Annotated in this window: 20 protein-coding genes; 5 read left to right on the plus strand and 15 right to left on the minus strand. The window is 51.3% G+C overall.

The features are described from left to right. The 9 genes from MES37_RS04115 to aqpZ form a co-directional block, all read right to left on the minus strand. The coding region (locus tag MES37_RS04115) for a glycosyltransferase family 2 protein (RefSeq protein WP_237930118.1) at positions 1-639 on the minus strand (639 nt) is incomplete at its 3' end. Between the two features lie 34 nt (positions 640-673). Then, positions 674-1687, minus strand: a complete 1014-nt coding sequence (locus MES37_RS04120) for an NAD-dependent epimerase/dehydratase family protein (RefSeq protein ID WP_237930119.1) — start codon at positions 1685-1687, stop codon at positions 674-676. A 91-nt stretch (positions 1688-1778) separates the two neighbouring features. Next, on the minus strand, positions 1779-3227 hold the full coding sequence (locus tag MES37_RS04125) for an SDR family oxidoreductase (protein WP_237930121.1): 1449 nt from the start codon (positions 3225-3227) through the stop codon (positions 1779-1781). A gap of 17 nt (positions 3228-3244) precedes the next feature. Then, positions 3245-4246 (minus strand): low-specificity L-threonine aldolase, encoded by a 1002-nt coding sequence (gene ltaE / locus MES37_RS04130; RefSeq protein WP_133522488.1) that lies wholly within the window; start codon positions 4244-4246, stop codon positions 3245-3247. A 38-nt stretch (positions 4247-4284) separates the two neighbouring features. Beyond that, on the minus strand, positions 4285-6006 hold the full coding sequence (gene poxB, locus MES37_RS04135; RefSeq protein WP_064548288.1) for a ubiquinone-dependent pyruvate dehydrogenase: 1722 nt from the start codon (positions 6004-6006) through the stop codon (positions 4285-4287). Positions 6007-6110: 104 nt separating this feature from the next. Then, positions 6111-7079, minus strand: coding sequence for an NADH oxidoreductase (gene hcr / locus MES37_RS04140; RefSeq protein WP_133522489.1), 969 nt, complete (start codon positions 7077-7079; stop codon positions 6111-6113). A gap of 9 nt (positions 7080-7088) precedes the next feature. Then, the gene (gene hcp, locus MES37_RS04145) at positions 7089-8741 is read right to left on the minus strand and encodes a hydroxylamine reductase (protein ID WP_237930122.1); all 1653 of its coding nucleotides are present in this window, start codon (positions 8739-8741) and stop codon (positions 7089-7091) included. A gap of 143 nt (positions 8742-8884) precedes the next feature. After that, entirely contained in the window at positions 8885-9784 is a 900-nt protein-coding gene (locus tag MES37_RS04150; protein ID WP_064548282.1) for a lysine exporter LysO family protein, read from the minus strand. A 159-nt stretch (positions 9785-9943) separates the two neighbouring features. Continuing rightward, positions 9944-10639: an aquaporin Z gene (gene aqpZ / locus MES37_RS04155; RefSeq protein WP_064548280.1), complete on the minus strand. Its 696-nt coding sequence runs from the start codon at positions 10637-10639 to the stop codon at positions 9944-9946. A 417-nt stretch (positions 10640-11056) separates the two neighbouring features. On the opposite strand from aqpZ, the gene MES37_RS04160 reads away from it, so the two are divergent. Further along, complete coding sequence (locus MES37_RS04160) at positions 11057-12712, plus strand: ATP-dependent endonuclease (protein WP_064548278.1); 1656 nt, start codon at positions 11057-11059, stop codon at positions 12710-12712. 13 nt (positions 12713-12725) lie between these two features. Here MES37_RS04160 and MES37_RS04165 read toward each other — a convergent pair whose 3' ends face one another. Next, positions 12726-13673, minus strand: a complete 948-nt coding sequence (locus tag MES37_RS04165; RefSeq protein ID WP_237930124.1) for a VirK/YbjX family protein — start codon at positions 13671-13673, stop codon at positions 12726-12728. Between the two features lie 140 nt (positions 13674-13813). Between MES37_RS04165 and macA the strand changes: the two genes are divergently transcribed. Beyond that, positions 13814-14929 (plus strand): macrolide transporter subunit MacA, encoded by a 1116-nt coding sequence (macA, locus tag MES37_RS04170; RefSeq protein WP_133522492.1) that lies wholly within the window; start codon positions 13814-13816, stop codon positions 14927-14929. Beyond that, on the plus strand, positions 14926-16872 hold the full coding sequence (gene macB, locus MES37_RS04175) for a macrolide ABC transporter ATP-binding protein/permease MacB (RefSeq protein WP_064548272.1): 1947 nt from the start codon (positions 14926-14928) through the stop codon (positions 16870-16872). Before macA ends, macB begins: the two co-directional genes overlap by 4 nt. 101 nt (positions 16873-16973) lie before the next feature. Here the strand turns inward: macB and cspD are convergent, their stop codons facing one another. Beyond that, a complete protein-coding gene (cspD, locus tag MES37_RS04180; protein ID WP_064548270.1) occupies positions 16974-17201 on the minus strand; it encodes a cold shock-like protein CspD in 228 nt (75 codons plus the stop codon). Positions 17202-17525: 324 nt separating this feature from the next. Here cspD and clpS point away from each other — a divergent pair, with 324 nt between their 5' ends. Together clpS and clpA are read left to right on the plus strand one after the other, a co-directional pair. Continuing rightward, a complete protein-coding gene (clpS, locus tag MES37_RS04185; protein ID WP_034456405.1) occupies positions 17526-17846 on the plus strand; it encodes an ATP-dependent Clp protease adapter ClpS in 321 nt (106 codons plus the stop codon). 27 nt (positions 17847-17873) lie between these two features. Next, a complete protein-coding gene (clpA, locus tag MES37_RS04190) occupies positions 17874-20147 on the plus strand; it encodes an ATP-dependent Clp protease ATP-binding subunit ClpA (RefSeq protein ID WP_064548268.1) in 2274 nt (757 codons plus the stop codon). Between the two features lie 116 nt (positions 20148-20263). Here clpA and infA read toward each other — a convergent pair whose 3' ends face one another. The 4 genes from infA to cydD all read right to left on the minus strand — a co-directional run bounded on the left by infA (position 20264) and on the right by cydD (position 25007). Further along, on the minus strand, positions 20264-20482 hold the full coding sequence (gene infA / locus MES37_RS04195; protein ID WP_002211347.1) for a translation initiation factor IF-1: 219 nt from the start codon (positions 20480-20482) through the stop codon (positions 20264-20266). Between the two features lie 291 nt (positions 20483-20773). After that, positions 20774-21466, minus strand: coding sequence for a leucyl/phenylalanyl-tRNA--protein transferase (aat, locus tag MES37_RS04200; protein ID WP_121813961.1), 693 nt, complete (start codon positions 21464-21466; stop codon positions 20774-20776). Between the two features lie 53 nt (positions 21467-21519). Then, positions 21520-23241, minus strand: coding sequence for a heme ABC transporter ATP-binding protein/permease CydC (gene cydC / locus MES37_RS04205; protein WP_237930126.1), 1722 nt, complete (start codon positions 23239-23241; stop codon positions 21520-21522). Beyond that, complete coding sequence (gene cydD / locus MES37_RS04210) at positions 23241-25007, minus strand: heme ABC transporter permease/ATP-binding protein CydD (RefSeq protein WP_064548263.1); 1767 nt, start codon at positions 25005-25007, stop codon at positions 23241-23243. Before cydD ends, cydC begins: the two co-directional genes overlap by 1 nt. Between the last annotated feature and the right edge of the window lie 54 nt (positions 25008-25061).

Genomic DNA, 25061 nt, shown 5'->3' on the forward strand with positions numbered 1-25061 from the left:
GATGAGGGATTTGCTAATACCATAAATACATTTACTGTTTAAATATAGAGCAGGGATAGTACTCATGTCTTCATATAGTCTTCCAGTCGGGAACTCCACGTTGTTATCCAAAAACAGCGAGGTTTTGTAAACCCTGGCCCATGGATACCACTTACAACGCTGAAATGCTGGCTTGAGCTGACTGATTGAACATATCTGATTTTTCCTGGTAAAAACTGCACAGTCGATATGCTCGACAATATTGCTGGTTTCATGCTCAAACTGCTCTGCATTAAACTCAATAATATCAACTGTAGAATCGTTGAGGACGGGTAAAATCTCTGACCAGAAGTCACTATGGTAAAAATCATCTGAGTCTAACAGGGATATGTATTTGCCTTGCGCTACATATATCCCTTTATTTCTTGATGCAGAAAGTCCCGCATTTTCCTGGGTTATAACTTTAATGTTTTTACCAGGGTATTGTTGAACAGTGTCTGTAATGATATCCAGACTATTATCTGTAGAACCGTCGTTTATCACGATGACTTCAATGTTTTCATCAATAAACGGTAGGACAGAAAGCAAGCATTCGGAAATATACTCAGATGAGTTATAGCATGGAATTATAATGCTTAGTGTTATGCGACTACAATCCATGCTAAATCCTTAAATCAATTTTCTTTGATATTACTTATTTTTTTGATATTTGACCGTGGTCACGTAACCACAGCGCGGTACGCCGAATGCCTTCATCTAACGTCACAATCGGCTGATAACCCAATTCTGTTTCTGCACGTGTGGTATCCAGCGTTAAATCAAAATTAAGTTTCGATACACCATAATGCGTTAGTGCAGGTTCCTTGGCGGATTTGTCGCCAAAACGCTCCATGCTGCGAGCGATAATATCCAGCATTGGATACGGAACAGAGCGAATGCGGCACTTAATCTCTAAGTCATCAATCAGCTTTTGCACGATAACGCGCAACGGGCGAGCTTCCATATTGGTGATGTTATACGCACGCCCCGAGGGTAACGATTCGCAACGCTGAGAGGCGAGCCACATCGCATGCACCGCATTCTCAAGATAAGTCATATCCACCATCGCATCGCCGCCGCGTGGCAACAAAACGCTGCCGTAGTGGCGCATCATATGCACCAGGCGTGGGAAAAAGACTTTGTCATGCGGGCCAAACAAACTTTGCGGGCGCAAAATGGTGAAGCGTGTGTGCGGGTTTGATTGCGCTAACAGCTGAATCACTTCTTCACTGGCGGCTTTACTGCGGGCAAATTCGTTAGCAAAGCGGACAGGGCGAAATTCTTCGCTGATATTGCGATGGTGGTGGTAATCAAAGTAGAGCGACGGCGAGGAAATATGCACGAAGTTACGTACACCCCAGGCAACGGCCCATTCACCTAAGCGACGAGTGGCACGGACGTTAGCCAGATCGAACGCTTGCTGAGTCCCCCACGGTGAGGTGAAGCTCGAGCAATGCCAAAGCGTATCGACATCAGCCAGCATTACCTTGGCCTGCGAGGAAACCAATTCGGTAAGGTCAGCGTGAATAAACTCTGCACCCATTTTTTCCAGCAGTTTACCCATGGCTTCATTGCGCCCGGTAGCCCGAACGCTGATGCCTTTAGCGCAAAGAAACTCGACCGCGTTTCGGCCTAAGCCGCTGGTGGCGCCCGTTACCAGTACCTTCATGTCAACCAACTCATGATAATTGAGATTTACGCTGCGCATTTTTCCGTGAAATGGCAGCGCTTGCAATGGGAATACCAAAGATTAGGAGAACTTAACGGACTTTATGTGACAATTGTTCGGAAAGTTGACAAATCCGTCGGGCCATACCACGGAAAATAAACAGATGCGCGGGGATCATCACCAACCAGTAGAACAAACCGGCTGTTCCGTGCGGATGCCACCATGCGCGTACATCAAGCGAACGATGCTTGCCGTGGTCGCGTAAGGTGAATGAAAGCCTCCCAAGCCCTGGCGCTTTCATCCCAAATAACAGCGTCAGCTCTTTTTGCGGCTCAACAATAATCACTTTCCAGCTATCAACTTGATCACCGACTTCGAGCATGTCGCGTGGCGGACGGCCTTTTGCCAGTTTATGCCCGACTAACAAATCCATGTAGCCGCGGGTTTTCCACAGAATATTGCCGAAGAAATAACCCTCTTTGCCGCCAATCTGATTCACCACTTGCCATAAATCTGCCAGTTCAGCCGTGGTATTTAGCGTACAACCTGCTTGCTTCGGGAAGTAGCCATACTCGGGACGCCAGCGGGCAAAGGCCTGTGCGTCGTATCCCCAGTCTTGTGAATTCGCGAGTTTATTTTCGTCTTCAAGCGTGATGCGCACTGCATCATCAAAATTCAGGAGTTGTTGCGGGATCAACGCGCGTAATTCGCGATCGTCCGCCAGAAGATCGTGTTTTAACCCCTGGATCAGCGCCTTGGCAATGGTCGGCGGCACGGAGGTGATCATGTTCAGGAACCACACTGAGATCCAACTGGTCGGCAGCGGAATCGGGATCAACGGGCGGCGTTTGCCGCTAATCGCCATAAAGCGCTCGAATTGTTGTTGGTAGCTCAATACTTGAGGGCCAGCGGCTTCAAAGACACGGTTTTCCTGTGAAGGATGCTTCAGTAGTTCGACTAAATAATGCAGTAAATTCTCAAGAGCGATAGGCGTAGTACGTGAGCGAACCCAGCGTGGCGGAGTGAGCACCGGTAGGTTGTAAACCATATCGCGCATCACTTCAAAAGCGGCGGAACCCGCACCGACAATGATCCCCGCGCGAATTTCAGTTACCGGTACGCCAGCATCACGTAAAATATCGGCGGTAAGCTGGCGAGCACGCAGGTGCTCAGAATCACCATCACCTTCCGGAGCTTGCAGCGAGCTGAGAAATATCAGCTGTTTTACCGGATGCGCGCGCAGTGCATCGCGCAAGTTGAGCGCTGTCTGGCGTTCATGGGCCACGAAATCCGCTCCGTCGCCCATGCTATGCACCAGATAATAGAGCGTATCGACATCTTCCAGCAGCGCGGGGAGGGTCTCCGGCCATTGCAAATCGACATGGCGGCAGACGACCGAATCCCAGGGTTGTTTTTCCAGCCACTCAACCCGCCTTGCGGCGGCGGTAACATGATGCCCTGCCAGGGCAAGTTGCGGCACCAAATGCTGCCCTATATAGCCGCTTGCGCCGAGCACCAGAATATTTTGTGGCTGTGTCATCGTCCCTGAACCCTCACTTAGCGTTGTAAAAATGCCTGCCAGTGGGCAACCACTTCAGCCAGTTGTTGGCGATTCACATCAAGGTGCACGACCAGACGAGTGATTGGCCCTGCGCTCATCAGAACACCGCGTTCTTTCATGAACTTGCCAAGGCTTTCAGCCTGCTCAACCGGAACACGCGCAAACACCATATTGGTGTCCTGACGGGTCACATCGACGCCAATTTCACGTAATTCACCCGCCAGCCAGTGCGCGTTGTCGTGGTCTTCTTTCAGGCGCTGCACGTTATTCTCAAGAGCGTACAAACCTGCGGCTGCCAGAATACCGGCCTGGCGCATACCGCCGCCGACCATTTTGCGCCAGCGCGTCGCACGTTTGATGTATTCGTGGCTGCCGACTAACAAAGAACCAACCGGCGTGCCGAGGCCTTTTGAGAGGCAAATCGTGAAGGTGTCGCAGTAGCGCACCACTTCTTCCAGCGTGCAGCCATATTCCACCACGGCGTTAAAGATACGCGCGCCGTCAACGTGCAAAGCCAGATTATGGTTGCGGCTAAATTCCCAGGCCTGCTTCAGATACTCACGCGGCAGAACTTTGCCGTTATGGGTATTTTCGAGGCTGAGCAGTTTGGTGCGCGCAAAGTGGATATCGTCTGGTTTAATCTTCGCGGCGACTTTATCAAGCGGCAGTGAACCATCTGGATTAGCATCGATAGGCTGCGGTTGAATACTGCCTAACACCGCAGCGCCACCGGCTTCGTAGAGGTAATTGTGCGCCAGTTGCCCAACAATATACTCTTCGCCACGTTCGCAATGGCTCAACAGCGCCACCAGGTTTGCCTGGGTGCCGGTTGGCAGAAATAGCGCCGCTTCTTTGCCGCTAAGTTTGGCGGCGTAATCTTGTAGTTCGTTGACCGTAGGGTCATCACCATAAACGTCATCGCCCGTTGGGGCTGCCATCATACGTTTGAGCATTTCTTCGCTCGGGCGGGTTACGGTGTCGCTGCGCAAGTCAATCACGGTCGATCCTTATTATTATCCTCAATTAAAGGAATGTTTTACCGGAACCAGTTGGTTTTCGCCAGTTCGATAACTTCATCACCGCGTCCGCTGATAATCGCACGCAGCATATACAGGCTAAACCCTTTGGCTTGTTCGAGCTTGATTTGCGGCGGGATCGCCAGTTCCTCTTTCGCCACTACCACGTCCACCAGAACGGGGCCGTCAATACTAAAAGCACGCTGCAACGCGTTATCCAGCTCCTCGGCTTTTTCAACCCGAATACCCGTGATTCCGCAGGCGTTGGCGATATTGGCAAAATTAGTGGCATGCAGCTCGGTTCCGTCAGTCAGGTAGCCGCCTGCTTTCATTTCCATCGCCACAAAACCCAGCACGCTGTTGTTAAACACCACAATTTTGATCGGCAACTTCATTTGCACGACCGAGAGAAAATCGCCCATCAACATGCTGAAACCGCCGTCGCCACACATCGCGACAACCTGTCGGTTTGGTGCAGTGGCTTTTGCGCCAAGCGCTTGCGGCATGGCGTTGGCCATTGAACCGTGAGTGAAAGACCCTAACAGGCGGCGTTGGCCGTTCATTTTCAGATAGCGCGCAGCCCAGACCGTTGGCGTGCCAACATCACAAGTAAAAATGGCGTCTTCGTCGGCAAAGTGGCTGATTTGCTGGGCGACATATTGCGGATGGATAACGTTGCCATCGCCAGCTTGTGCCAGTTCATCCAGGCTTTCACGGGCTTCGCGATAGTTATCCAGCGCTTTATCGAGGAAGCTGCGGTCGGTTTTTTCTTCCAGAAGTGGAAGCAGTGCCGCAAGCGTCGCTTTAACATCGCCAATTAACGCCATGTCCACTTTACTGTGAGCGCCGATACTGCCAGGGTTGATGTCTATTTGAATAATTTTCGCGTCCGTCGGGTAGAACGCGCGATACGGGAATTGGGTGCCAAGCAAGATCAGCGTGTCGGCATTCATCATGGTATGGAACCCGGACGAGAAGCCGATTAAGCCGGTCATACCGACATCATAAGGGTTGTCATACTCAACATGCTCCTTGCCGCGTAGCGCGTGAACAATCGGCGCTTTAAGGGTGGCGGCAAACTGCACTAATTCTTCATGCGCACCGGCACAACCGCTACCGCACATCAGAGCGATGTTGTCGTTATAGCGCAGTAATTGAGCAAGCTTTTTAAGCTCTTCGTGTGCCGGAATGACGACCGGTTGTGGCGCGGAATACCAGTGCGTGCTGGCGGTTTCTGGCGCGGGTTTTAACGCCACGTCGCCCGGTAAAACTATGACTGACACGCCACGATTAAGCACCGCTTTGCGCATCGCAATCGCCAGTACCTGGGGAATTTGTTCCGGGGATGACACCAGCTCGCAATAGTGGCTGCATTCGCGGAACAACTCTTCGGGATGGGTTTCCTGGAAATAACCGCTGCCAATTTCACTCGACGGAATATGTGCGGCAATCGCCAGCACTGGAACGCGGTTGCGGTGGCAGTCAAACAGGCCATTGATTAAATGCAAGTTACCAGGCCCGCACGAACCAGCACAAACCGCCAGTTCGCCGGAAAGATGCGCTTCCGCGCCTGCGGCAAACGCCGCGACTTCTTCATGGCGGGTGGGCATCCACTGGATAGTGCCCATGCGGTTCAGGCTGTCACTCAGGCCATTGAGGGAATCGCCAGTGACACCCCAGATACGTTTAACACCTGCGCTTTCGAGAGTTTTTGCCAGATAAGCGGCTACTGTCTGTTTCATTACTGCTCCTTGTCACGATTCAGTTAACGTAAACAAGCTTAGTCAAGGAAACAGAAGATACGGAGCAGAAAGTGCCACTCAAAATCAGAGTGGCACTAGTGGGATCAAGCGAGAACTAAATCACCTTGCGGATGGCAACAGCAGGCCAGCACATAACCATTAGCAATGTCAGTGTCGGTCAGCGTCATCGTGCTGCTGACCGTGTAATCACCGGATTCGACTCGGGTTTTGCAACTTCCACAAACTCCTGCACGGCACGCGGCATTGACCGGAACACTGTTGCTTTCCAGCGCGGCTAGCAAGGTGCTGCCGACTGGTGCGTAGAACTCACGCAGCGGCTTTAAAGTGGTGAACTTCAAACCGTTATCGACGGGCGCTGCGACGGGGGTGAAGAATTTCTCCGAATAAAATTCACTCACGCCCAATGCTTTGACTTCTTTCTCAACCATTTCCATATAAGGCGCAGGGCCGCAGGTCATGACAGTACGCGAGGCAATGTCCGGAACGCTAGCCAGAATGTTATGCGTCAGGCGTCCAGCGATAAAACCATGCGTCGCATTATTCTCAGCAACCAGCGTCACCTGATAATTACGCCACTCCTGCGCAAAGATGACGTCTTCCGGTGAGCGGACGTTATAAATAACCTGTACATCGGCTTGTGGGCGATGTTTTGCTAACCAGCGGCGCATCGCCATAATTGGCGTTACGCCACAACCTGCCGCTAATAACAGGAAACGTTCGGCAGCCAGCTCTTCGCAGGTAAATTCCCCCTGGCCTTCTGACAACCACAGGTAATCACCGACCTTCACTTGTTGTGTCAGCCATTGAGAGCCAACGCCATTCTCGATGCCACGGATAGTCAACGTAATGAACGGGCTGAGTCCTGGTGTCGAAGAAATCGTGTAAGCGCGTAGTGTTTCGTCACTATTACGAATACTCACCAGCGCATATTGCCCGGCCTTGTAGGGATAAAAGTCGTGATTAATCAGCGACAGCGTCCAGACATCCGGCGTTTCCTGGTGAATATGGTGCACCTGCATACGATGCGGGCACAGTGGCGTTGGCATAGTCATGGTTGCTCCTTATGCGCTCATCAGCTGTTCAATATCTTGCTCAACGGTGGTAATGGCACGTAGGCCAAACTTCTCGTTCAGAACAGCTAACAGATTTGGTGTCAGGAAGCCTGGAGCTGTCGGGCCGGTGACGATGTTTGTCACGCCCAGCGACAGCAGGGTAAGAAGGATGACAATCGCTTTTTGCTCAAACCAGGACAGAACCAGGCTTAACGGCAAATCGTTGACGCCACAGCCGAGTTTTTCTGCGAGGGTGACAGCAAGAATAATCGCTGAATAAGCATCGTTACATTGACCGGCATCTACCAGGCGCGGCAAGCCTTCGATGTTACCGAAGTCCAGTTTGTTAAAACGATATTTACCGCAGGCAAGGGTCAGAATCAGGCAATCTTTCGGCACGCTGGTGGCGAAGTCGGTGAAGTAGCTACGTTCGCCGCGCTCGCCGTCACAACCGCCGACCAGGAAGATGTGGCGCAGTTTTTCGCGGCTGACCAAATCAATCAGTGTATCGGCAGCACCCAGCAGAGTCTGACGACCAAAGCCGACAGTGATCAGATGTTCGATTTCGCTGTACGGGAAGCCCGCCATTTGTTGCGCCTGGGTAATCACTGAGGTGAAATCATCGCCTTCAAGGTGACTAACGCCCGGCCAGCCAACGATGCTGCGAGTCCAGATGCGGTCGGTATAAGAGCCGACTTCTGGGTTAATGATGCAGTTGGATGTCATCACTATTGGGCCAGGGAAACGGGCAAATTCGCTCTGTTGATTCTGCCAGCCGCTGCCGTAGTTACCGACCATATGCTTGAATTTACGCAGTTCCGGATAACCGTGTGCTGGCAGCATTTCGCCATGGGTGTAGACGTTTACGCCTGTGCCTTCAGTCTGTTCCAGCAGGTTGTAGAGATCTTTCAGGTCGTGGCCGGAGATCAAAATACATTTGCCTGCAACCGGACGGACATTCACTTGCGATGGGGTCGGATGGCCGTATTTTTCGGTTTCACCGTGATCCAGAATGCTCATCACTTTGAAGTTCATCTGGCCGATTTCCATCGAGCATTCCAGCAGCGCGCCCATATCTGCAGGCCAGGTGCCGAGCCACGCCATAATTTTATGGTACTGCGCGTAGATGTCGTTGTCGTACTGACCGAGTACGTGGGCGTGTTCCATGTACGCTGCGGCGCCTTTCAGGCCGTACAGGCATAACAGGCGCAGACCAAGAATATCTTCACCGATTTCTGCTTTATCACGGTTTGGCGCGAATTCTGCCGCCTGGCGTTGCAGGTCGCCCAAATCGCTGCTGACCAGTTGCAGTTCAGCCATTGGGTTAGTGACGGTGGTGTTTGGGTTAATCGCCAGAGTGCGTGCTTTCAGGCTTTCGCGCAGCGCGATGGCTTCTTGCGCGTAACCGACAATGCGTGGCGAGTCGAAGTTAACGTTAGTGAGGGTTGAGAAGAAAGCGCGTGGCGCAAAGTTGTCGATGTCATGGTCGATAATGCCGGCTTCACGTGCGGCAATCGCCCATGCAGACAGCCCCTGTAATGCAGCAATCAGCAGATCCTGGAGATCAGAAGTTTCAGCCGTTTTGCCACACATCCCCTGAGCGTAAGAGCAGCCGTTGCCTGCCGGGGTGCGGATTGTTTGTTCACATTGCACACAAAACATAATCGTACCTTTTAAAGTTATATTTGATATACATCTTTAAGGTTATGCTCAGTACTGCACCGGGAAAAGGTATTTTTAATGCAACTTAAAAGGAGATTGATTTAGCGCAATTTTGGCGGCAGGAACCTACCGCCAATGAGGTATCAGGAGGCGAAAAAAGCCATTAATAGCGGAGTCAGTAAGCTGAGGATAAAGCCGTGAACAATCGCCGCCGGGACAATTTCCAGACCGCCACTGCGTTGCAGTACCGGGAGTGTGAAATCCATTGATGTTGCGCCGGACAACCCGAGAGCGGTTGAACGACTGCGGCGCACCAGACCGGGAATCAACATGATGGCAATCAGTTCCCGCGCCAGGTCGTTGAAGAACGCCGCGCTGCCGATCACCGGGCCATAAGATTCCGTCATCAAAATACCGGAAAGTGAATACCAGCCGAAGCCTGACGCCATGGCTAAGCCGGTTTTGATTGGCAGGTCGAGAATAAAGGCGTTGATGACGCCGCCCGCCATTGAGCTGAGCACCACAACAACGGCGACAATCATGCCGCGGCGATTTAATACGATCTGCTTTAAGGTCATGCCGCTATTACGCAGTTGAATCCCCACCAGTAATAACAGGAAGATTAGCGTGTATTCACTGGCGTCTGTAGCGTGTTGCAGAATCGGCCATGCCGTTAGACCGAGTGCAAATCCTGCAATCACCACGCCGCACAGTTTGAGAGATTCCAGCGCCATCGCTATGCGCGAAGGAAGCTTTTCTTGTTCATGATTGTGTCGCCATGGCATAGAGCGCTCAAGCCACAGCAACGCTGCCGCATTGCAAAGCAATAACACCACAACGCTAACCGCGGCATATTGAAATATCGCCAGCAGGTTACTGGCCAGGTTATCGAGAAATGCGAGGCTGATGCCCATGAAAAATAGAATGACATAAACAATCCAGCTCAGCAGGCGATTAATAAGCTTGAGCAGACTGGTTTGTTTTAATGGAATGAGATAACCGACGATCAGCGGTACTAAGATAATTAACAATCCCGAAAACATGGTGCGGACAATCCTTGCAAAAAAAGTAACGGCGTATGTCACACTACCCAAAGAAAGGGAATGAGTAAAGCTACGAAAAAAGAGGTTTTTTATGCAGATTACATGCGGCGGGATAAAGCTTTTGGCGTAGGGCAGAAGAATCCGCCCTACGCGAGTCAATTAGTGACGTTTTTCCAGCAATGTGCGGTAGATAACGCCGCCCAGGATACCGCCAATAATTGGCATCACCCAGAATAACCACAGCTGTTGTAAGGCCCAACCCCCCTGGAAGATAGCCACCGCAGTACTACGCGCTGGGTTCACAGAAGTATTAGTCACTGGAATGCTGATCAAGTGAATCAACGTCAGTGCCAGGCCGATAGCAATCGGTGCAAAACCGGCGGGAGCAAATTTATCTGTTGCGCCATGAATAACAATCAAGAAGCCGCAGGTTAATACGATTTCAATAATGATTGCTGACAGCATGGAATAATGGTCTGGTGAATGTTCGCCATAGCCATTTGAAGCAAAGCCACTAGCCGCCGCATCAAAACCACTTTTACCGCTGGCAATTAAATAGAGAATACCGGCTGCCACGATGCCGCCAATAACTTGCGCAACAAGATAGCCAATGACTTCTTTGGCAGGGAAACGACCGCCGGCCCATAAACCCAGAGTAACAGCAGGGTTAAAGTGACCGCCGGAAATATGACCGACAGCATAAGCCATCGTTAATACGGTTAAGCCAAAAGCTAATGCAACCCCAGCAAAACCTATTCCTAATTGCGGATAAGCCGCCGCCAGTACCGCACTCCCACAGCCACCAAATACTAACCAAAACGTACCAAAAAATTCTGCCGCTAATTTCCTAAACATAACCACCTCTGCATTTCAAAAAATTGAATTCCGGGCGAGGTATATAATGGCACCTACCCGATTATTGTTTGTTACAACCATGAAAGATGTAACGTTAATAATAAAAGAGCAGTGATATTAATGAGTTCGCTATGTCATAACTAGTCTATTAAATCCTCATAAATTGACGTGGGGCAATGCGATGCCATTCTTTTCAACAACATACGCGTTTATTGTGTACAAAGTTTATTAATAAATAAGAATCATCTAGGAATGAAAATGTTTTACAACAGTCAGATAAAGCGTAGGTAATAATGGAAAAATCGGCTGTTTTTTATTGTATAAAGTTTGGCCGAGATGTACGCATAATCTGTCGCTATACTCGAACTATGCAGCCGGTCAGGTAAAGGAAAGCGCATCAACCAATCTGGAGGGGTTATGTTTCTTGAGCGTGTAGAGATTGTCGGATTCCGGGGGATTAACCGCCTTTCGTTAATGCTTGAACAAAATAACGTGCTGATCGGTGAAAACGCCTGGGGTAAATCCAGCCTGCTGGACGCATTAACGCTATTATTGTCGCCGCATCAAACGCTCTATCACTTCAATCGCGATGATTTCTATTTCCCGCCCGGGGACGTACAGGGCCGGGAACATCATTTACATATTGTACTGACCTTTCGGGAAACCGCGCCCGGCCATCATCTTGGCCGACGTTATCGTTCGCTTGCGCCGGTATGGGTGGCAGGTGAGGAAGGTTTTCATCGCATTATGTATCGGCTGGTGGGGGAGCTCGCGGAAGATGGTTCTATTCTGACGCTGCGCAGTTTCCTCGATGAGAAAGGCCATGCTATCGAACTTGATGACATTGACATTTTTGCCCAGCAAATCATCCGCCTCAATCCAGTATTACGTTTGCGTGATGCGCGTTTTATGCGGCGTTTACGCAATGACAGCATTCCCGCCATGCCAGACACCGAAATGACCGCCCGCCAGCTTGATTTTCTGGCGCGTGAACTGGTTTCGAGTCCACAAAATCTTACCGATGCGCAGCTGCGGCAAGGTTTGTCGGCGATGGTGCAATTGCTTGAGCACTATTTTGCGGAGCAAGGTGCTACCGCGCATCAACGCTTGTTACGTCGCCGCTCGCACGATGAACAACGCAGCTGGCGTTATCTGGACATCATCAACCGCATGATCGACAAACCCAACAGCCGCACTCATCGAATGATTTTACTGGGGATGTTTTCAACCTTGCTGCAGGCTAAAGGCAACGTGGTTCTGGATAAAGACGCGCGGCCATTGCTGCTGGTGGAAGATCCTGAAACCCGACTGCACCCGATTATGTTGTCGGTGGCCTGGCATTTGCTCAATCTGCTGCCGCTGCAAAAAATCACCACTACCAATTCGGGCGAATTGCTATCGCTCACGCCTGTCGAGAACGTTTGCCGCCTGGTGCGTGAATCGTCAAGGGTTGCGGCCTGGAGGCTCGGCCCTGGCGGCATGAATGCAGAAGACAGCCGTCGTATTGCCTTTCATATCCGCTTTAATCGCGCTTCTTCATTGTTTGCCCGCTGCTGGCTGTTGGTTGAAGGGGAAACGGAGGTGTGGGTGATGAACGAACTGGCACGTCAGTGCGGGCACCATTTCGATGCCGAAGGGGTGAAAGTTATCGAATTTGCACAGTCGGGTCTGCGTCCATTGATCAAGTTTGCACGGCGCATGGGCATTGAATGGCATGTGCTGGTGGATGGCGATGAAGCGGGGAAAAAATATGCGTCAGTGGTGCGTGGCATTTTGGAAAATGATCGTGACCAGGAACGTGAGCATCTTACCGCGCTCCCGGCGATGGACATGGAACACTTCATGTATCGTCAGGGATTTTCCGATGTGTTCCATCGCGTGGCGCAAATCCCCGAAAACGTACCGATGAATATGCGCCGCGTTATTGTGAAAGCTATTCATCGCTCTTCCAAGCCCGACTTAGCGATAGAAGTGGCGATGGAAGCGGGGAGGCGTGGAGTCGATGCCGTGCCGTCGCTGTTGCGAAAAATGTTCTCGCGAGTGTTATGGCTGGCGCGTGGCCGGGCTGATTAGCCCGGCGGTTAATTCATAGCCGCTGCTCGATTTGCTCCATCATCTCATCTAGTAAACTGTAGCGGCGGCGGTACTCTGCGCGCTTTTTGCTGGCAATCTCTTCAACAGGTTTGCGGGCCACTCCCAGTGGCAGCTCAAAGTAGCCTTCTGGGGTTAATTCGCCGCTCATCGATTCCCAGAAACTATCGTAATCGGCATGGATTTTGCCCTGCTTCTTTTTTGCATAACGCCACGAGCGATAGATATGTGCGCGGTTACTCACGGCCAGAATCTGGTTCACCCCTAAATGACGAGCTAACAAGCAAGCCGCTTCCAGCACCAGGCGTTTCGGGAATAATCCGTGACACGCTTTGGTCGCGACCTGGATATATTCATGTGGGATATCACTTTTGGCACCCTGCAAGCCACCAATAAACAGCGTCGATTTCTGCTGGTGACAGCATAGGGTGAAGGTCAAGCCTGCTAAAACAACGCCATCGTGGCGGGTCAGTGTTAGTGTGGCTTCACCTTCTTTATCGACAAAGGGGTCGGCGCGGAAATCAAGATGGTAGAAGTTCTCATCTTTACCCGTTATTGTTGCCAAACGTGCTCCGTCAGTTGAGTAGTGTTGTAGTAACAAGCGTTTCGGCAGTGCTGCGTTCAGTACGCGGTAGTGGAAAGACAATGCGCTTGCCGCCGCCTTACGGTTAAAATTCACCGATAAATAAGGGCGATGAAGACGACAAGGTAACCCTGGTTGCACCGCCAGCAATTTTTCCAGCAAAGGTTGATGCGATAAATCGTTCAACAAGCGAGCGGTAGAAAGTGGGCTGGTCAGTGAACGCAGGACGAATTTTCGACGATAGGCTGGGTTCTGCCACGCAATCCCCGGCGTCCATTGTCCCTTTGCTAAAGAAAGAAACAACCGCCAGCCATTGAGTTGAGCTGTTGATCGGAATTCGTTTTCGGCAATTGATGACATGATTGAAACCTGGTTGAGAAACATTGGGGTTATTTCACCATTTGTGAATTCAACGTAGGTTCAATCACCGTAAGGCCGATACGGGTTTACAACTTTTGTTGATACTTCATTTAATTAGCCAGTCTTTTTGCAGGATACCTATGAGATTCAAGGGAAAAATAAAAAAACGCTATTGGCTTCTGGGCCTGTTAGTTCTGTTGTTGGGCGTCTGGCTGTGGAAGTTTCTGAACGCGCCGACGCCGGTTTATCAGACGATGATTGTGCGCAAAGGCGAGTTGCAGCAAAGCGTGCTGGCAACGGGGAAGCTGGATGCATTGCGCAAAGTTGATGTCGGTGCGCAGGTCAGTGGGCAGTTGAAAACGCTGTCGGTGAACATCGGCGATAAAGTGAAAAAGGATCAGCTGTTGGGGGTTATCGATCCCGAACAGGCACAAAACCAGATCAAGGAAGTTGAGGCGACGTTAATGGAGTTGCGTGCGCAGCGGCGGCAGGCTGTGGCGCAGGCAAAACTTGCGCAAGTGACGCTGAATCGCCAGAGAGCACTGGCCAAAACTCAGGCCGTATCACAACAAGATCTCGATACCGCAGTGACCGATCTTGAAGTGAGGCAAGCACAAATTGGCACCATTGACGCGCAAATCAAACGCAATCAGGCCTCTTTAGACACCGCGAAAACCAACCTCGATTACACGCAGATTGTTGCACCTATGGCGGGTGAAGTGACCGAAATCACCACCAAACAAGGCCAGACAGTGATTGCCGCGCAGCAAGCGCCAAACATTCTGACGCTTGCCGATCTGGGTACCATGCTGGTGAAAGCACAGGTTTCTGAAGCTGACGTGATTCATCTTAAACCAGGCCAAAAAGCCTGGTTCACCGTGCTGGGCGACCCTCTAACGCGCTATGAAGGTTTGTTAATCGATATTCTGCCAACGCCGGTGAAAGTGAACGATGCGATTTTCTATAATGCACGTTTTGAAGTCCCGAATCCGCAAGGGGTATTGCGCCTGGAAATGACCGCGCAAGTGCATATTCAACTCGGTGGCGTGAAAGAGGTGCTAACCATTCCGCTTGCAGCACTGGGCGAGCCGGTAGGGGATAACCGTTACAAAGTGTCAGTGCTACGTAATGGTGAAACTCGCGATCGTGAAATTACCATCGGTATGCGCAATGACACCCAGGTACAGGTTGCTACGGGTTTGACTGAAGGCGAAGAAGTGGTGATTGGCAAAAGCACCGCCGGGAGCGCCCCATGACAGCACTGCTTGAGCTGCGTGATATTCGCCGTAGCTATCCGTCGGGTGACGAACAAGTTGAGGTGCTAAAAGGCGTTAATATCACCATTGAAGCGGGTGAAATGGTGGCGATTGTCGGGGCGTCGGGTTCTGGCAAATCAACGCTGATGAATATCCTCGGCTGCCTCGATAAACCCAGCAGCGGCAGTTACAAAGTGGCCGGGCAAGATGTCGCGTTGCTTGATAGTGATGCGCTCGCCACGCTGCGGCGTGAACATTTCGGTTTTATCTTCCAGCGTTATCACTTGCTCTCGCATTTGAATGCTACGCAAAACGTCGAAGTCCCGGCTGTGTATGCCGGAACGGCGCGAGTTTATCGTCAACAACGGGCGCGCGCTTTGCTGATGCGTCTGGGGCTTGCGGATCGCGTCGATTATCTGCCGTCACAGCTTTCTGGTGGCCAGCAGCAACGTGTCAGTATCGCTCGCGCGCTGATGAATGGCGGGCAGGTGATTCTTGCCGATGAACCGACAGGCGCGCTGGATAGCCATTCTGGTGAAGAAGTGATGGCCACACTCAAGCAACTGCGCGAGCTGGGCCATACGGTTATTATTGTGACGCACGACCCGACGATTGCCGCGCAGGCGCAGCGCGTCATTGAAATACGTGACGGGGAAATTATCAGTAACCCGCCGTCGGTCTCTCAACCACCCGCGGCCCAGAAAGAGCTGAAAACCCAACCGGTTAACTCGCCATTTCAGCAGACCATCAGCAGCTTCCGTGAAGCTCTGACCATGGCCTGGCTGGCGCTGGCGGCGAATAAAATGCGCACGCTGCTGACGATGCTGGGGATTATTATTGGTATCGCGTCAGTGGTGTCGATTGTGATTGTCGGTGATGCGGCTAAACAGCTGGTGTTGCAGGATATTCGCTCCATCGGCACTAACACCATTGATGTCTATCCCGGCAAAGATTTTGGTGATGACGACCCGCAATACCAGCAAGCGCTGAAATACGACGACCTGGCGGCCATCAGCCAGCAACCGTGGGTTAGTTCAGCCACGCCTTCGTTGTCGAGCAATTTACGCGTGCGCTATGGCAACGTTGATGCCGCCGCCAGCGTCAATGGTGTCAGCAGCCAATATTTTAATGTCTACGGCATGACGTTTAGCGAAGGCAATACCTTCAACGATGAACAACTCACAGGCCGTGCGCAAGTGGTTGTGCTCGACAGCAATACCAAACGGCAGTTGTTCCCTGATAAAGCCAAAGTGGTTGGCGAAATCGTGCTGGTGGGGAATATGCCTGCGACGGTTATCGGCGTGGCGCAAGAGAAGCAGTCAATGTTTGGCAGCAGCAAGATTCTGCGTGTCTGGTTGCCGTATAACACCATGGCGGGTCGTGTGATGGGGCAAAGTTGGCTGAACTCGATCACGGTGCGGGTGAACGAGGGTTATAACAGCCACGAAGCCGAGCTGCAGCTCAATCGTTTGTTGCAGCTACGTCACGGTAAGAAAGATTTCTTCACCTACAATATGGATGGCCTGTTGAAAACGGCGGAAAAGACCACACGTACTCTACAGATGTTCCTGACATTGGTGGCGGTCATCTCATTGCTGGTGGGCGGGATTGGCGTGATGAATATCATGCTGGTGTCGGTAACGGAGCGTACCAAAGAGATTGGTATCCGCATGGCAGTGGGCGCTCGCGCCAGTGATGTGTTGCAGCAGTTTTTGATTGAAGCTGTGCTGGTGTGTCTGGTGGGTGGTGCGTTGGGGATTTCGTTATCTCTGCTGATTGCCTTCACGTTGCAACTGGTTTTGCCGGGCTGGGAAATTGGTTTCTCACCGATGGCGTTGTTCACCGCATTTGCTTGTTCGACCGCAACAGGAATTATTTTTGGTTGGTTACCGGCGAGAAATGCGGCGAGATTGAACCCAATTGATGCGCTGGCGCGTGAATAATTTTCATCTGAGATATGACGATTGGTTATAGACCCGAAATAAAAATGCCAGCTCGTGGGCTGGCATTTTGAACTGGGGATGTACACAATGAAACAAAAGGGTCAGGCGACCGCTGCTGCCTCGAGTTCCAGAGGCACAATCAAACTAGCGTGATTGCCTTTTGGCCCCTGATGTACATCAAACCTGACAGTTTGTCCGGCTTTAAGCGTTCTGTAACCATCCATCTGAATGGTGGAGTAATGCGCGAAGATATCTTCGCCGCCGCCTTCTGGGCAGATAAAACCGAACCCTTTAGCGTTATTGAACCATTTAACAGTACCCGTCTCCATGCTTCTACATCCTTCGTAAATCTTATAAGTGAGATGGAATGAACCGGTGGGGTGAGGGCGGGCTGTTCAAAACCTCGCCACCTCACGCTTGTACAATGTAGATAATTTAACCATGTCGTCAAGCGTTGCACGGGGGGGTAAGAATGAAAATGAGTCAAAAATTTGAAGCAGTTAACGCTATTGTGATTAATGTGACAGAACTCTCTATTGTTAGTGACTGTGCCTTTTTAACACGATGACTCGCGTTCACTGAAAGCGTATTACACTCAACCTATGGGCTTCGCCTTAATGACAATGGGCGATTTAACATGATGACGATTTGCAATGGGTAAGACGAACGATTGGTTGGATTTCGACCAGCTGGTGGGTGACAAACTGCGCGAAGCGCTAAAGCCACCGTCGATGTATAAAGTGATGTTAATGAACGATGACTACACGCCGATGGAATTTGTTATTGACGTGCTGCAAAAGTTCTTTTCTTATGATGTAGAACGTGCAACGCAATTGATGCTCACTGTGCACTATCAGGGTAAAGCTATCTGTGGCATTTTTACTGCAGAAGTAGCGGAAACCAAAGTCGCGTTAGTGAACCAGTACGCAAGGGAGCATGAGCATCCGCTGCTGTGTACGCTAGAAAAAGCCTGAAGAAGGCAAAATTTGGGGGAGGTGCCTATGCTCAATCAAGAACTGGAACTCAGTTTAAATATGGCTTTCGCCAGAGCGCGCGAGCACCGACATGAGTTTATGACTGTCGAGCACCTGTTGCTGGCTTTGCTCAGCAACCCGTCAGCTCGCGAAGCGCTGGAAGCGTGTAGCGTAGATCTGGTGGCGCTACGACAGGAACTCGAGGCCTTCATCGAACAAACCACACCGGTTCTGCCAGCCAGTGAAGAAGAGCGTGATACTCAACCTACGCTTAGCTTCCAGCGTGTGCTGCAACGTGCGGTGTTCCACGTCCAGTCTTCTGGTCGCAGTGAAGTCACTGGCGCAAACGTGCTGGTGGCTATTTTCAGCGAACAGGAATCCCAGGCAGCGTATCTGCTGCGTAAACATGAAGTCAGCCGCCTTGATGTGGTGAACTTTATCTCTCACGGTACACGTAAAGACGAACCTAATCAGGCACCGGGTGCAGATAATCCGGTCAATGAAGAGCAAGCAGGCGGGGAGGAACGTATGGAAAACTTCACCACCAATCTCAACCAGCTTGCACGTGTGGGAGGGATCGATCCGCTGATTGGCCGCGAGAAAGAGTTAGAGCGCGCCATTCAGGTTCTGTGCCGTCGCCGTAAAAACAACCCGCTGTTAGTGGGTGAATCAGGCGTAGGCAAAACGGCGATTGCTGAAGGTCTTGCCTGGCGTATTGTGCAGGGCGATGTTCCGGAAGTGATTGCCGATTGCACCATTTATTCGCTGGATATCGGTTCGCTGCTGGCGGGTACCAAATATCGAGGTGACTTTGAAAAACGTTTCAAAGCGCTGCTAAAACAGCTCGAACAGGATCAAAATAGCATCCTGTTTATCGATGAAATTCATACCATTATCGGTGCGGGTGCCGCGTCCGGTGGGCAAGTTGATGCCGCAAACTTGATTAAGCCGCTGCTGTCGAGTGGCAAGATCCGGGTTATCGGTTCAACCACTTACCAGGAATTCAGCAATATCTTCGAAAAAGACCGTGCTCTGGCGCGTCGCTTCCAGAAAATTGATATTACTGAGCCAAGCGTTGAAGAAACCGTGCAGATTATTAACGGCCTGAAACCGAAATACGAAGCGCACCACGACGTGCGTTATACCGCGAAAGCGATTCGTGCGGCGGTGGAACTGGCGGTGAAATATATTAACGATCGCCATCTTCCCGATAAAGCGATTGACGTTATCGACGAAGCCGGGGCTCGCAGCCGCCTGATGCCGGTGAGTAAACGTAAGAAAACGGTCAATGTCTCAGACATTGAAACCGTGGTCGCACGTATTGCCCGTATCCCTGAGAAAAGCGTATCAGCGAGCGACCGCGATACGCTGCGTAGCCTTGATGACCGCCTGAAAATGCTGGTGTTTGGCCAGGATAAAGCCATTGAGGCGTTAACCGAAGCCATCAAAATGAGCCGTGCCGGATTGGGGCACGATCACAAGCCTGTCGGTTCATTCCTGTTTGCCGGGCCAACAGGTGTCGGTAAAACGGAAGTCACCGTGCAGCTGGCGAAATCACTGGGCATCGAATTGCTGCGCTTTGATATGTCGGAATACATGGAACGCCATACGGTGAGCCGTTTGATTGGTGCACCTCCGGGTTACGTTGGTTTCGACCAGGGCGGCTTGTTGACGGATGCGGTTATTAAACATCCTCACTCTGTGTTGCTGCTCGATGAAATCGAAAAAGCGCACCCCGATGTCTTTAACCTGTTATTGCAGGTGATGGATAACGGTACGCTGACCGATAACAACGGGCGTAAAGCGGATTTCCGTAACGTGATTCTGGTGATGACCACTAACGCCGGTGTACGTGAAACTGAGCGTAAGTCTATTGGCTTGATTCGTCAGGACAACAGCACTGACGCGATGGAAGAGATCAAGAAGATCTTTACCCCAGAATTCCGTAACCGTCTGGACAACATTATTTGGTTCAACCATCTGTCTACAGATGTGATTCACCAGGTAGTCGACAAGTTTATTGTTGAGCTTCAGGTGCAGTTGGATCAGAAAGGTGTGTCGCTGGAAGTGAGCCAGGAAGCCCGTGATTGGCTGGCAGAAAAAGGCTATGACCGCGCAATGGGCGCACGTCCAATGACGCGTGTTATTCAGGACAATCTGAAGAAACCGCTGGCGAACGAACTGTTGTTTGGTTCCCTGGTGGATGGTGGGCAAGTGACGGTAGCTCTGGATAAAGAGAATCAGAAACTGATTTATAATTTCCATGGTGCGCAGAAACATAAACCGGAAACGGCTCATTAATCCAAAGTACGCAGATATAAAAAAAGGCCAGGTTAATCACCTGGCCTTTCTATTATTGAATTTCTAAAACTAATTTTTTACGCCGCCCGTTGTTTCCGCAGCGCTAAATAAAACTATCAGCGACTACGGAAGACAATGCGGCCTTTGCTCAGGTCGTACGGGGTCAGCTCTACAGTGACTTTGTCACCCGTCAGGATGCGGATATAGTTTTTACGCATTTTACCGGAGATATGAGCGGTTACCACGTGCCCGTTTTCCAGCTCAACGCGGAACATGGTGTTAGGTAACGTATCAAGAACGGTACCCTGCATTTCAATATTGTCTTCTTTGGCCATCTAATCCTCGAGGGTATCACTACCATAGTTTTGAACCGGCAAGATAATGCCCAAGTTCACGTATCATGTAAAGAATTGTTGGTGAAATCACCAGCGAAAGTGCAATTTGCGCATTACCCAAAACCCACTCAAAAGCTGCACTATAGGCGCTTACGATGAGGGCTGCGAAGAGATAAACGATGGGCTGTCCCTGTTAAAGCTAATCCCATACGGCGGCGGGGTAATGAGCAGAGCTCACTCTGCGGGGCTAATTATAACACTCTTAACAGTAATGTGCCGTAAACATTATCGTTACGACAGGATTTGTGGTACCCAGCAATAAGATGCAAGCTGATGTGGGCGAAATATGGACAGCTGCTCCAGATATTCGCGGCGAGGAATTTCTATCGCCCCAAGCGATGCGGTATGAGCATTAAGCACCTGGCAATCAATAAGCTTGCCGCCATAACTCATAAAGTGCTGGCAGAATACCAGCAGAGCCGTTTTTGAGGCATTTTCCCGACGGCTAAACATGGATTCGCCACAGAACAGCGCACCTTGTGCCACGCCGTACATGCCACCGACTAGCTCATTATCTTCCCAAACTTCAACCGAATGCGCATGCCCCAACTCATGCAGCCGTTTATAGGCGTCAATGATATCAGGAGTTATCCAGGTGCCTTCATCGCGGTCGTCGGCACATTCGCTAATCACGCGTTCGAAAGCATGGTTAAGCGTGACGCGGTATGGGGAGTTTCTGTGGAATCGCTTCATGCTGCGGCTGAGATGAAATTGCTCAGGAAAAAGCACCGCACGTGGATCGGGCGACCACCATAAAATAGGGTCGCCAGGCGAGAACCACGGAAAGATGCCGCGCTGATAAGCCATCAACAAACGAGCCGGGCTTAAATCGCCCCCGAGCGCCAGTAACCCATTAGGTTCACGCAACGCGCCTTCCGGTGAGGGGAAGGCGATTGAGTCACGGGAAAGCTGAATAAGGCGCATGACGTCCAAACTCCAGGGAGCAATAATTATTGATAATAGACTAACTACCGGGTCTACAAACGCTGGTGGAAATGATAATAACGTCCACCGCTCGCCATTAATTCGGCGTGAGTACCTTGCTCAATAATTTGCCCGTTGTCCATCACAATTACACTGTCGAAATCTGCCAATCCACGCAGGCGATGGGTGACCATCAATACTGTTTTATCTTTGGTGACTTCAGCCAGCAAATCAAGAACCTGGCGCTCAGTTTCCGCATCTAAACCCTCGGTTGGTTCGTCAAGTAAGAACAGCGGGGCATCGTGCAGTAAAGCACGCGCAATGGCTAAGCGGCGCAATTCGCCACCCGAAAGCTGGCGACCGCCTTCACCCAGCCAGCTATTGAGGCCTGCATCGTCCAGTAACTTCTCAAGGCCAACGCAAGTCAGGACTCGACTTAAATCTTCATCGCTGGCCTGTGGTGCAGCAAGCAGCAAGTTGTCGCGCAGTGTGGCACTAAACAAATGAACGCGTTGCGATACGACACTGGTGGACGCGCGTAATGCCGTTTCATCAAACTGGCTCAGCGCTTCACCATTCAGGCGGATCTCGCCTTGCTGACATTCCCAGGCGCGCGTCAGCAATTGCAGCAGTGTCGATTTACCGCAACCGGTACGCCCCAAAATAGCTATGTGTTGGCCTGCCTCAACCTTGAGCGAGATACCCCGAAGTGCCATTTGAGACTGTTCGGGCCAGGCAAAACTCAGATTGTTAATCTCCAGAGCCACGCGCTCAGGAATTGCATGAGGTTGTTCGGTAAAAATCACTTCGGGTTTTTGACTGGTAATTTCAGTCACGCGCAGTGCGGAGGCGATAACCTGGCCAAGATGCTGAAAAGCTCCGGTGACCGGTGCCAGCGCTTCGAATGCAGCCAGCGCGCAGAACACAAACAGCGCGATAAGTGCGCCTGGTGTGGTATTTCCACCCACGCCCTCGGCTGCCATCCACAGCATCAAGATGACGGCGATACCGCTGATTAGCAGCATGATGGCTTGTGACAGTGCTGTAAGCTCGGCCTGGCGGCGTTGCCCTTCTTGCCAGTGATCCTCCGTTTTATCCAGTTGCTCACGATAACGTTGGGAGGCACCAAAAATGGTTAGTTCAGCATGGCCTTGTAACCAGGCGGTGAGTTGCTGGCGATATTGCCCGCGTTGCGCGGTAATCGCCTCGCCGGTGGCTTTCCCTGCGTAATAAAATATTGGCGGAAGCAAAACTAAGGTTGCCAGTAAAATCGCGCCTAAGGTGAGGGCTAATTGTACGTCCAGCCAGCTCAAACCAAAGGTCACCACTACGATCACCACAAACGCACCGACCATTGGTGAAATCACACGCAGGTAAAGGTGATCCAGGGTATCGACGTCTGCAACTAAGCGATTGAGTAATTCACCCTGGCGAAAACGCGCCAGCCCAGCAGGGGAGAGTGGGAGCAGTTTGCTAAATGTGGAAACACGCAAATGTTGAAGTACGCGGAATGTCGCATCATGGCTGACAAGACGCTCAAAATAACGCCCCGCAGTACGGGTAATTGCACCGCCCCGAACGCCTGCTGCAGGTAGCATATAGTTAAAACTATAAATCCCCGCGACACCGACAACCGCCGAGGCCGAGAGGAACCAGCCTGACAAAGTCAGCAGCCCAATGCTGGCCAGTAGGGTGACAATCGCTAACACCACGCCAAGCATCAGTAGCCATTTATGACGGCCGTACAGCGCTAAATAGGGGAGTAAAGCTCGCATTAGATTTCCTCCTGGCGATGAGCCAGTAACGTCGCAAACGGGCCTTCCTGCGCGGCAAGCGTGGCGAAATCCCCTTGTTGTACGATACGACCTTCGCGCATCACCCAAACCTCGTCCCAGTCGTTGATGTAATCCAACTGGTGAGTCACCATCAATGTGGTTTGCTGACGGGAAGCGCTACTTAACGCGTCCATCACACGCTGCTCACTGTGGGCGTCCAGACTTGCAGCCGGTTCATCCAGCAACAGCAATCCACATGGCATCAGCAATGCGCGCGCGACGGCGACCCGCTGGGCTTGCCCAACAGACAAACGCGCAGCTGCTTCACCCAGCGGTGTATCAACCCCTTGTGGTAGCAACGGGAGGAACTCACTGACAGAGGCTTTGTCCAGGGCAGCAGTTAGCTGCTCAGCACTGGCGCTGGGTGCCGCTAACAGCACATTTTCGCGGATAGTAGGAGCCGGAAGCTGCGGGTTTTGTCCAACCCAACTGAGTTGTTCACGCCACCATTTCTGGTCAAGGGCCGAAAGATCTACACCATTAATCAGCAATTGGCCTTGATAGGGCAAAAAGCCAGACAACACGTTGAGCAGTGAACTTTTACCTGCACCACTTTGCCCGACCAGCACCACCCGTTGTCCGGCAGAAAGGGTGAAATTCAGTGGACCTGCGAGAGTTTTATCTTCAGTTGATAGAATGACCAAATCACGAGCTTCAATGCTGATTGGCTCGTTATTATTGAATTTTGCTGTGCCTTGTTTGCGTTGCTGCAATGGCGCATCAAGGAAGGTCATCAGGCTGTCGGCCGCTCCCACCGCTTGTGCTTTAGCATGATAAAAAGTGCCCAGATCGCGTAGCGGTTGGAAAAACTCCGGGGCTAAAATCAACGCCAGGAAACCGGCAAATAACGTTACGCCAGTACTGTAATGACCAAAGTTCAGTTCGCCGAGATACGAAAAGCCGAAGTAAACCGCGACTAGTGCGATGGACAGAGAAGCGAAAAATTCCAGCACGCCAGAAGACAGAAATGCCAGGCGTAATACTTCCATCGTGCGCTGACGGAAGTCCTGAGATGCCGCGCGGATATTTTCCGTTTCGGCATTGCCACGGTTAAACAAACGCAAGGTTTCCATACCACGCAGGCGGTCAAGAAAATGCCCGCTCAGCCTCGCAAGCGCCTGGAAGTTACGACGGTTAGCATCTGCGGCACCCATACCTACCATCGCCATGAACAACGGGATCAGCGGTGCGGTGCAAAGCAGAATCAGGGCTGCAACCCAGTTAGATGGGAAAATGGCGATTAAAATCAACACGGGTACCATGACCGCAAGCGACATTTGCGGCAGATAACGTGCGTAGTAATCGTGCATATCTTCGATTTGTTCCAGCACCAGGGTTGCCCAACTGCCGACCGGTTTCCCGTGGATCCAGGCTGGCCCTGCTTGATGGACGCGATCGAGTACTTGCCGGCGAATCTCCTGACGAATGTGCAACCCAGCGTAAAAACCGACTTTTTCACGTAGCCACACGACCCAGGCGCGCAATACAAAAATCAGTATCAGGATAACGAAAAGCAACAGCAGAGCTTCCCGGGGAATGTTTTCCATGATCATGTGTTGCAGCATCCGGGCAAGCAGCCAGGCTTGAGCAACAATCAATAACCCACTGACCAGCCCTAAAAAACGGGAAAGCCCCAACCAGCGGCGAGAGATAATGCTTTGTTTTTTTAGCCAGCGGCTAAGTTCTTGTTGACGGGTTTTATTCATGGATGCCAGTGCAGGTAGCTAATTAATTATCAGGCAAAATTTGCGGGCAATGTT

This window comes from Buttiauxella sp. S19-1 (genome assembly GCF_022134725.1).
GTDB classification, from domain to species: Bacteria; Pseudomonadota; Gammaproteobacteria; order Enterobacterales; family Enterobacteriaceae; genus Buttiauxella; species Buttiauxella ferragutiae.

Bases quoted from the DNA above. Each gene is read 5' to 3' on its own strand.
- MES37_RS04120 (WP_237930119.1), bottom strand. From the start codon at position 1,687: ATGAAGGTACTGGTAACGGGCGCCACCAGCGGCTTAGGCCGAAACGCG.
- MES37_RS04125 (WP_237930121.1), bottom strand. From the start codon at position 3,227: ATGACACAGCCACAAAATATTCTGGTGCTCGGCGCAAGCGGCTATATA.
- poxB (WP_064548288.1), bottom strand. From the start codon at position 6,006: ATGAAACAGACAGTAGCCGCTTATCTGGCAAAAACTCTCGAAAGCGCA.
- hcr (WP_133522489.1), bottom strand. From the start codon at position 7,079: ATGACTATGCCAACGCCACTGTGCCCGCATCGTATGCAGGTGCACCAT.
- hcp (WP_237930122.1), bottom strand. From the start codon at position 8,741: ATGTTTTGTGTGCAATGTGAACAAACAATCCGCACCCCGGCAGGCAAC.
- MES37_RS04150 (WP_064548282.1), bottom strand. From the start codon at position 9,784: ATGTTTTCGGGATTGTTAATTATCTTAGTACCGCTGATCGTCGGTTAT.
- aqpZ (WP_064548280.1), bottom strand. From the start codon at position 10,639: ATGTTTAGGAAATTAGCGGCAGAATTTTTTGGTACGTTTTGGTTAGTA.
- MES37_RS04160 (WP_064548278.1), top strand. From the start codon at position 11,057: ATGTTTCTTGAGCGTGTAGAGATTGTCGGATTCCGGGGGATTAACCGC.
- MES37_RS04165 (WP_237930124.1), bottom strand. From the start codon at position 13,673: ATGTCATCAATTGCCGAAAACGAATTCCGATCAACAGCTCAACTCAAT.
- macA (WP_133522492.1), top strand. From the start codon at position 13,814: ATGAGATTCAAGGGAAAAATAAAAAAACGCTATTGGCTTCTGGGCCTG.
- macB (WP_064548272.1), top strand. From the start codon at position 14,926: ATGACAGCACTGCTTGAGCTGCGTGATATTCGCCGTAGCTATCCGTCG.
- cspD (WP_064548270.1), bottom strand. From the start codon at position 17,201: ATGGAGACGGGTACTGTTAAATGGTTCAATAACGCTAAAGGGTTCGGT.
- clpS (WP_034456405.1), top strand. From the start codon at position 17,526: ATGGGTAAGACGAACGATTGGTTGGATTTCGACCAGCTGGTGGGTGAC.
- clpA (WP_064548268.1), top strand. From the start codon at position 17,874: ATGCTCAATCAAGAACTGGAACTCAGTTTAAATATGGCTTTCGCCAGA.
- infA (WP_002211347.1), bottom strand. From the start codon at position 20,482: ATGGCCAAAGAAGACAATATTGAAATGCAGGGTACCGTTCTTGATACG.
- aat (WP_121813961.1), bottom strand. From the start codon at position 21,466: ATGCGCCTTATTCAGCTTTCCCGTGACTCAATCGCCTTCCCCTCACCG.
- cydC (WP_237930126.1), bottom strand. From the start codon at position 23,241: ATGCGAGCTTTACTCCCCTATTTAGCGCTGTACGGCCGTCATAAATGG.
- cydD (WP_064548263.1), bottom strand. From the start codon at position 25,007: ATGAATAAAACCCGTCAACAAGAACTTAGCCGCTGGCTAAAAAAACAA.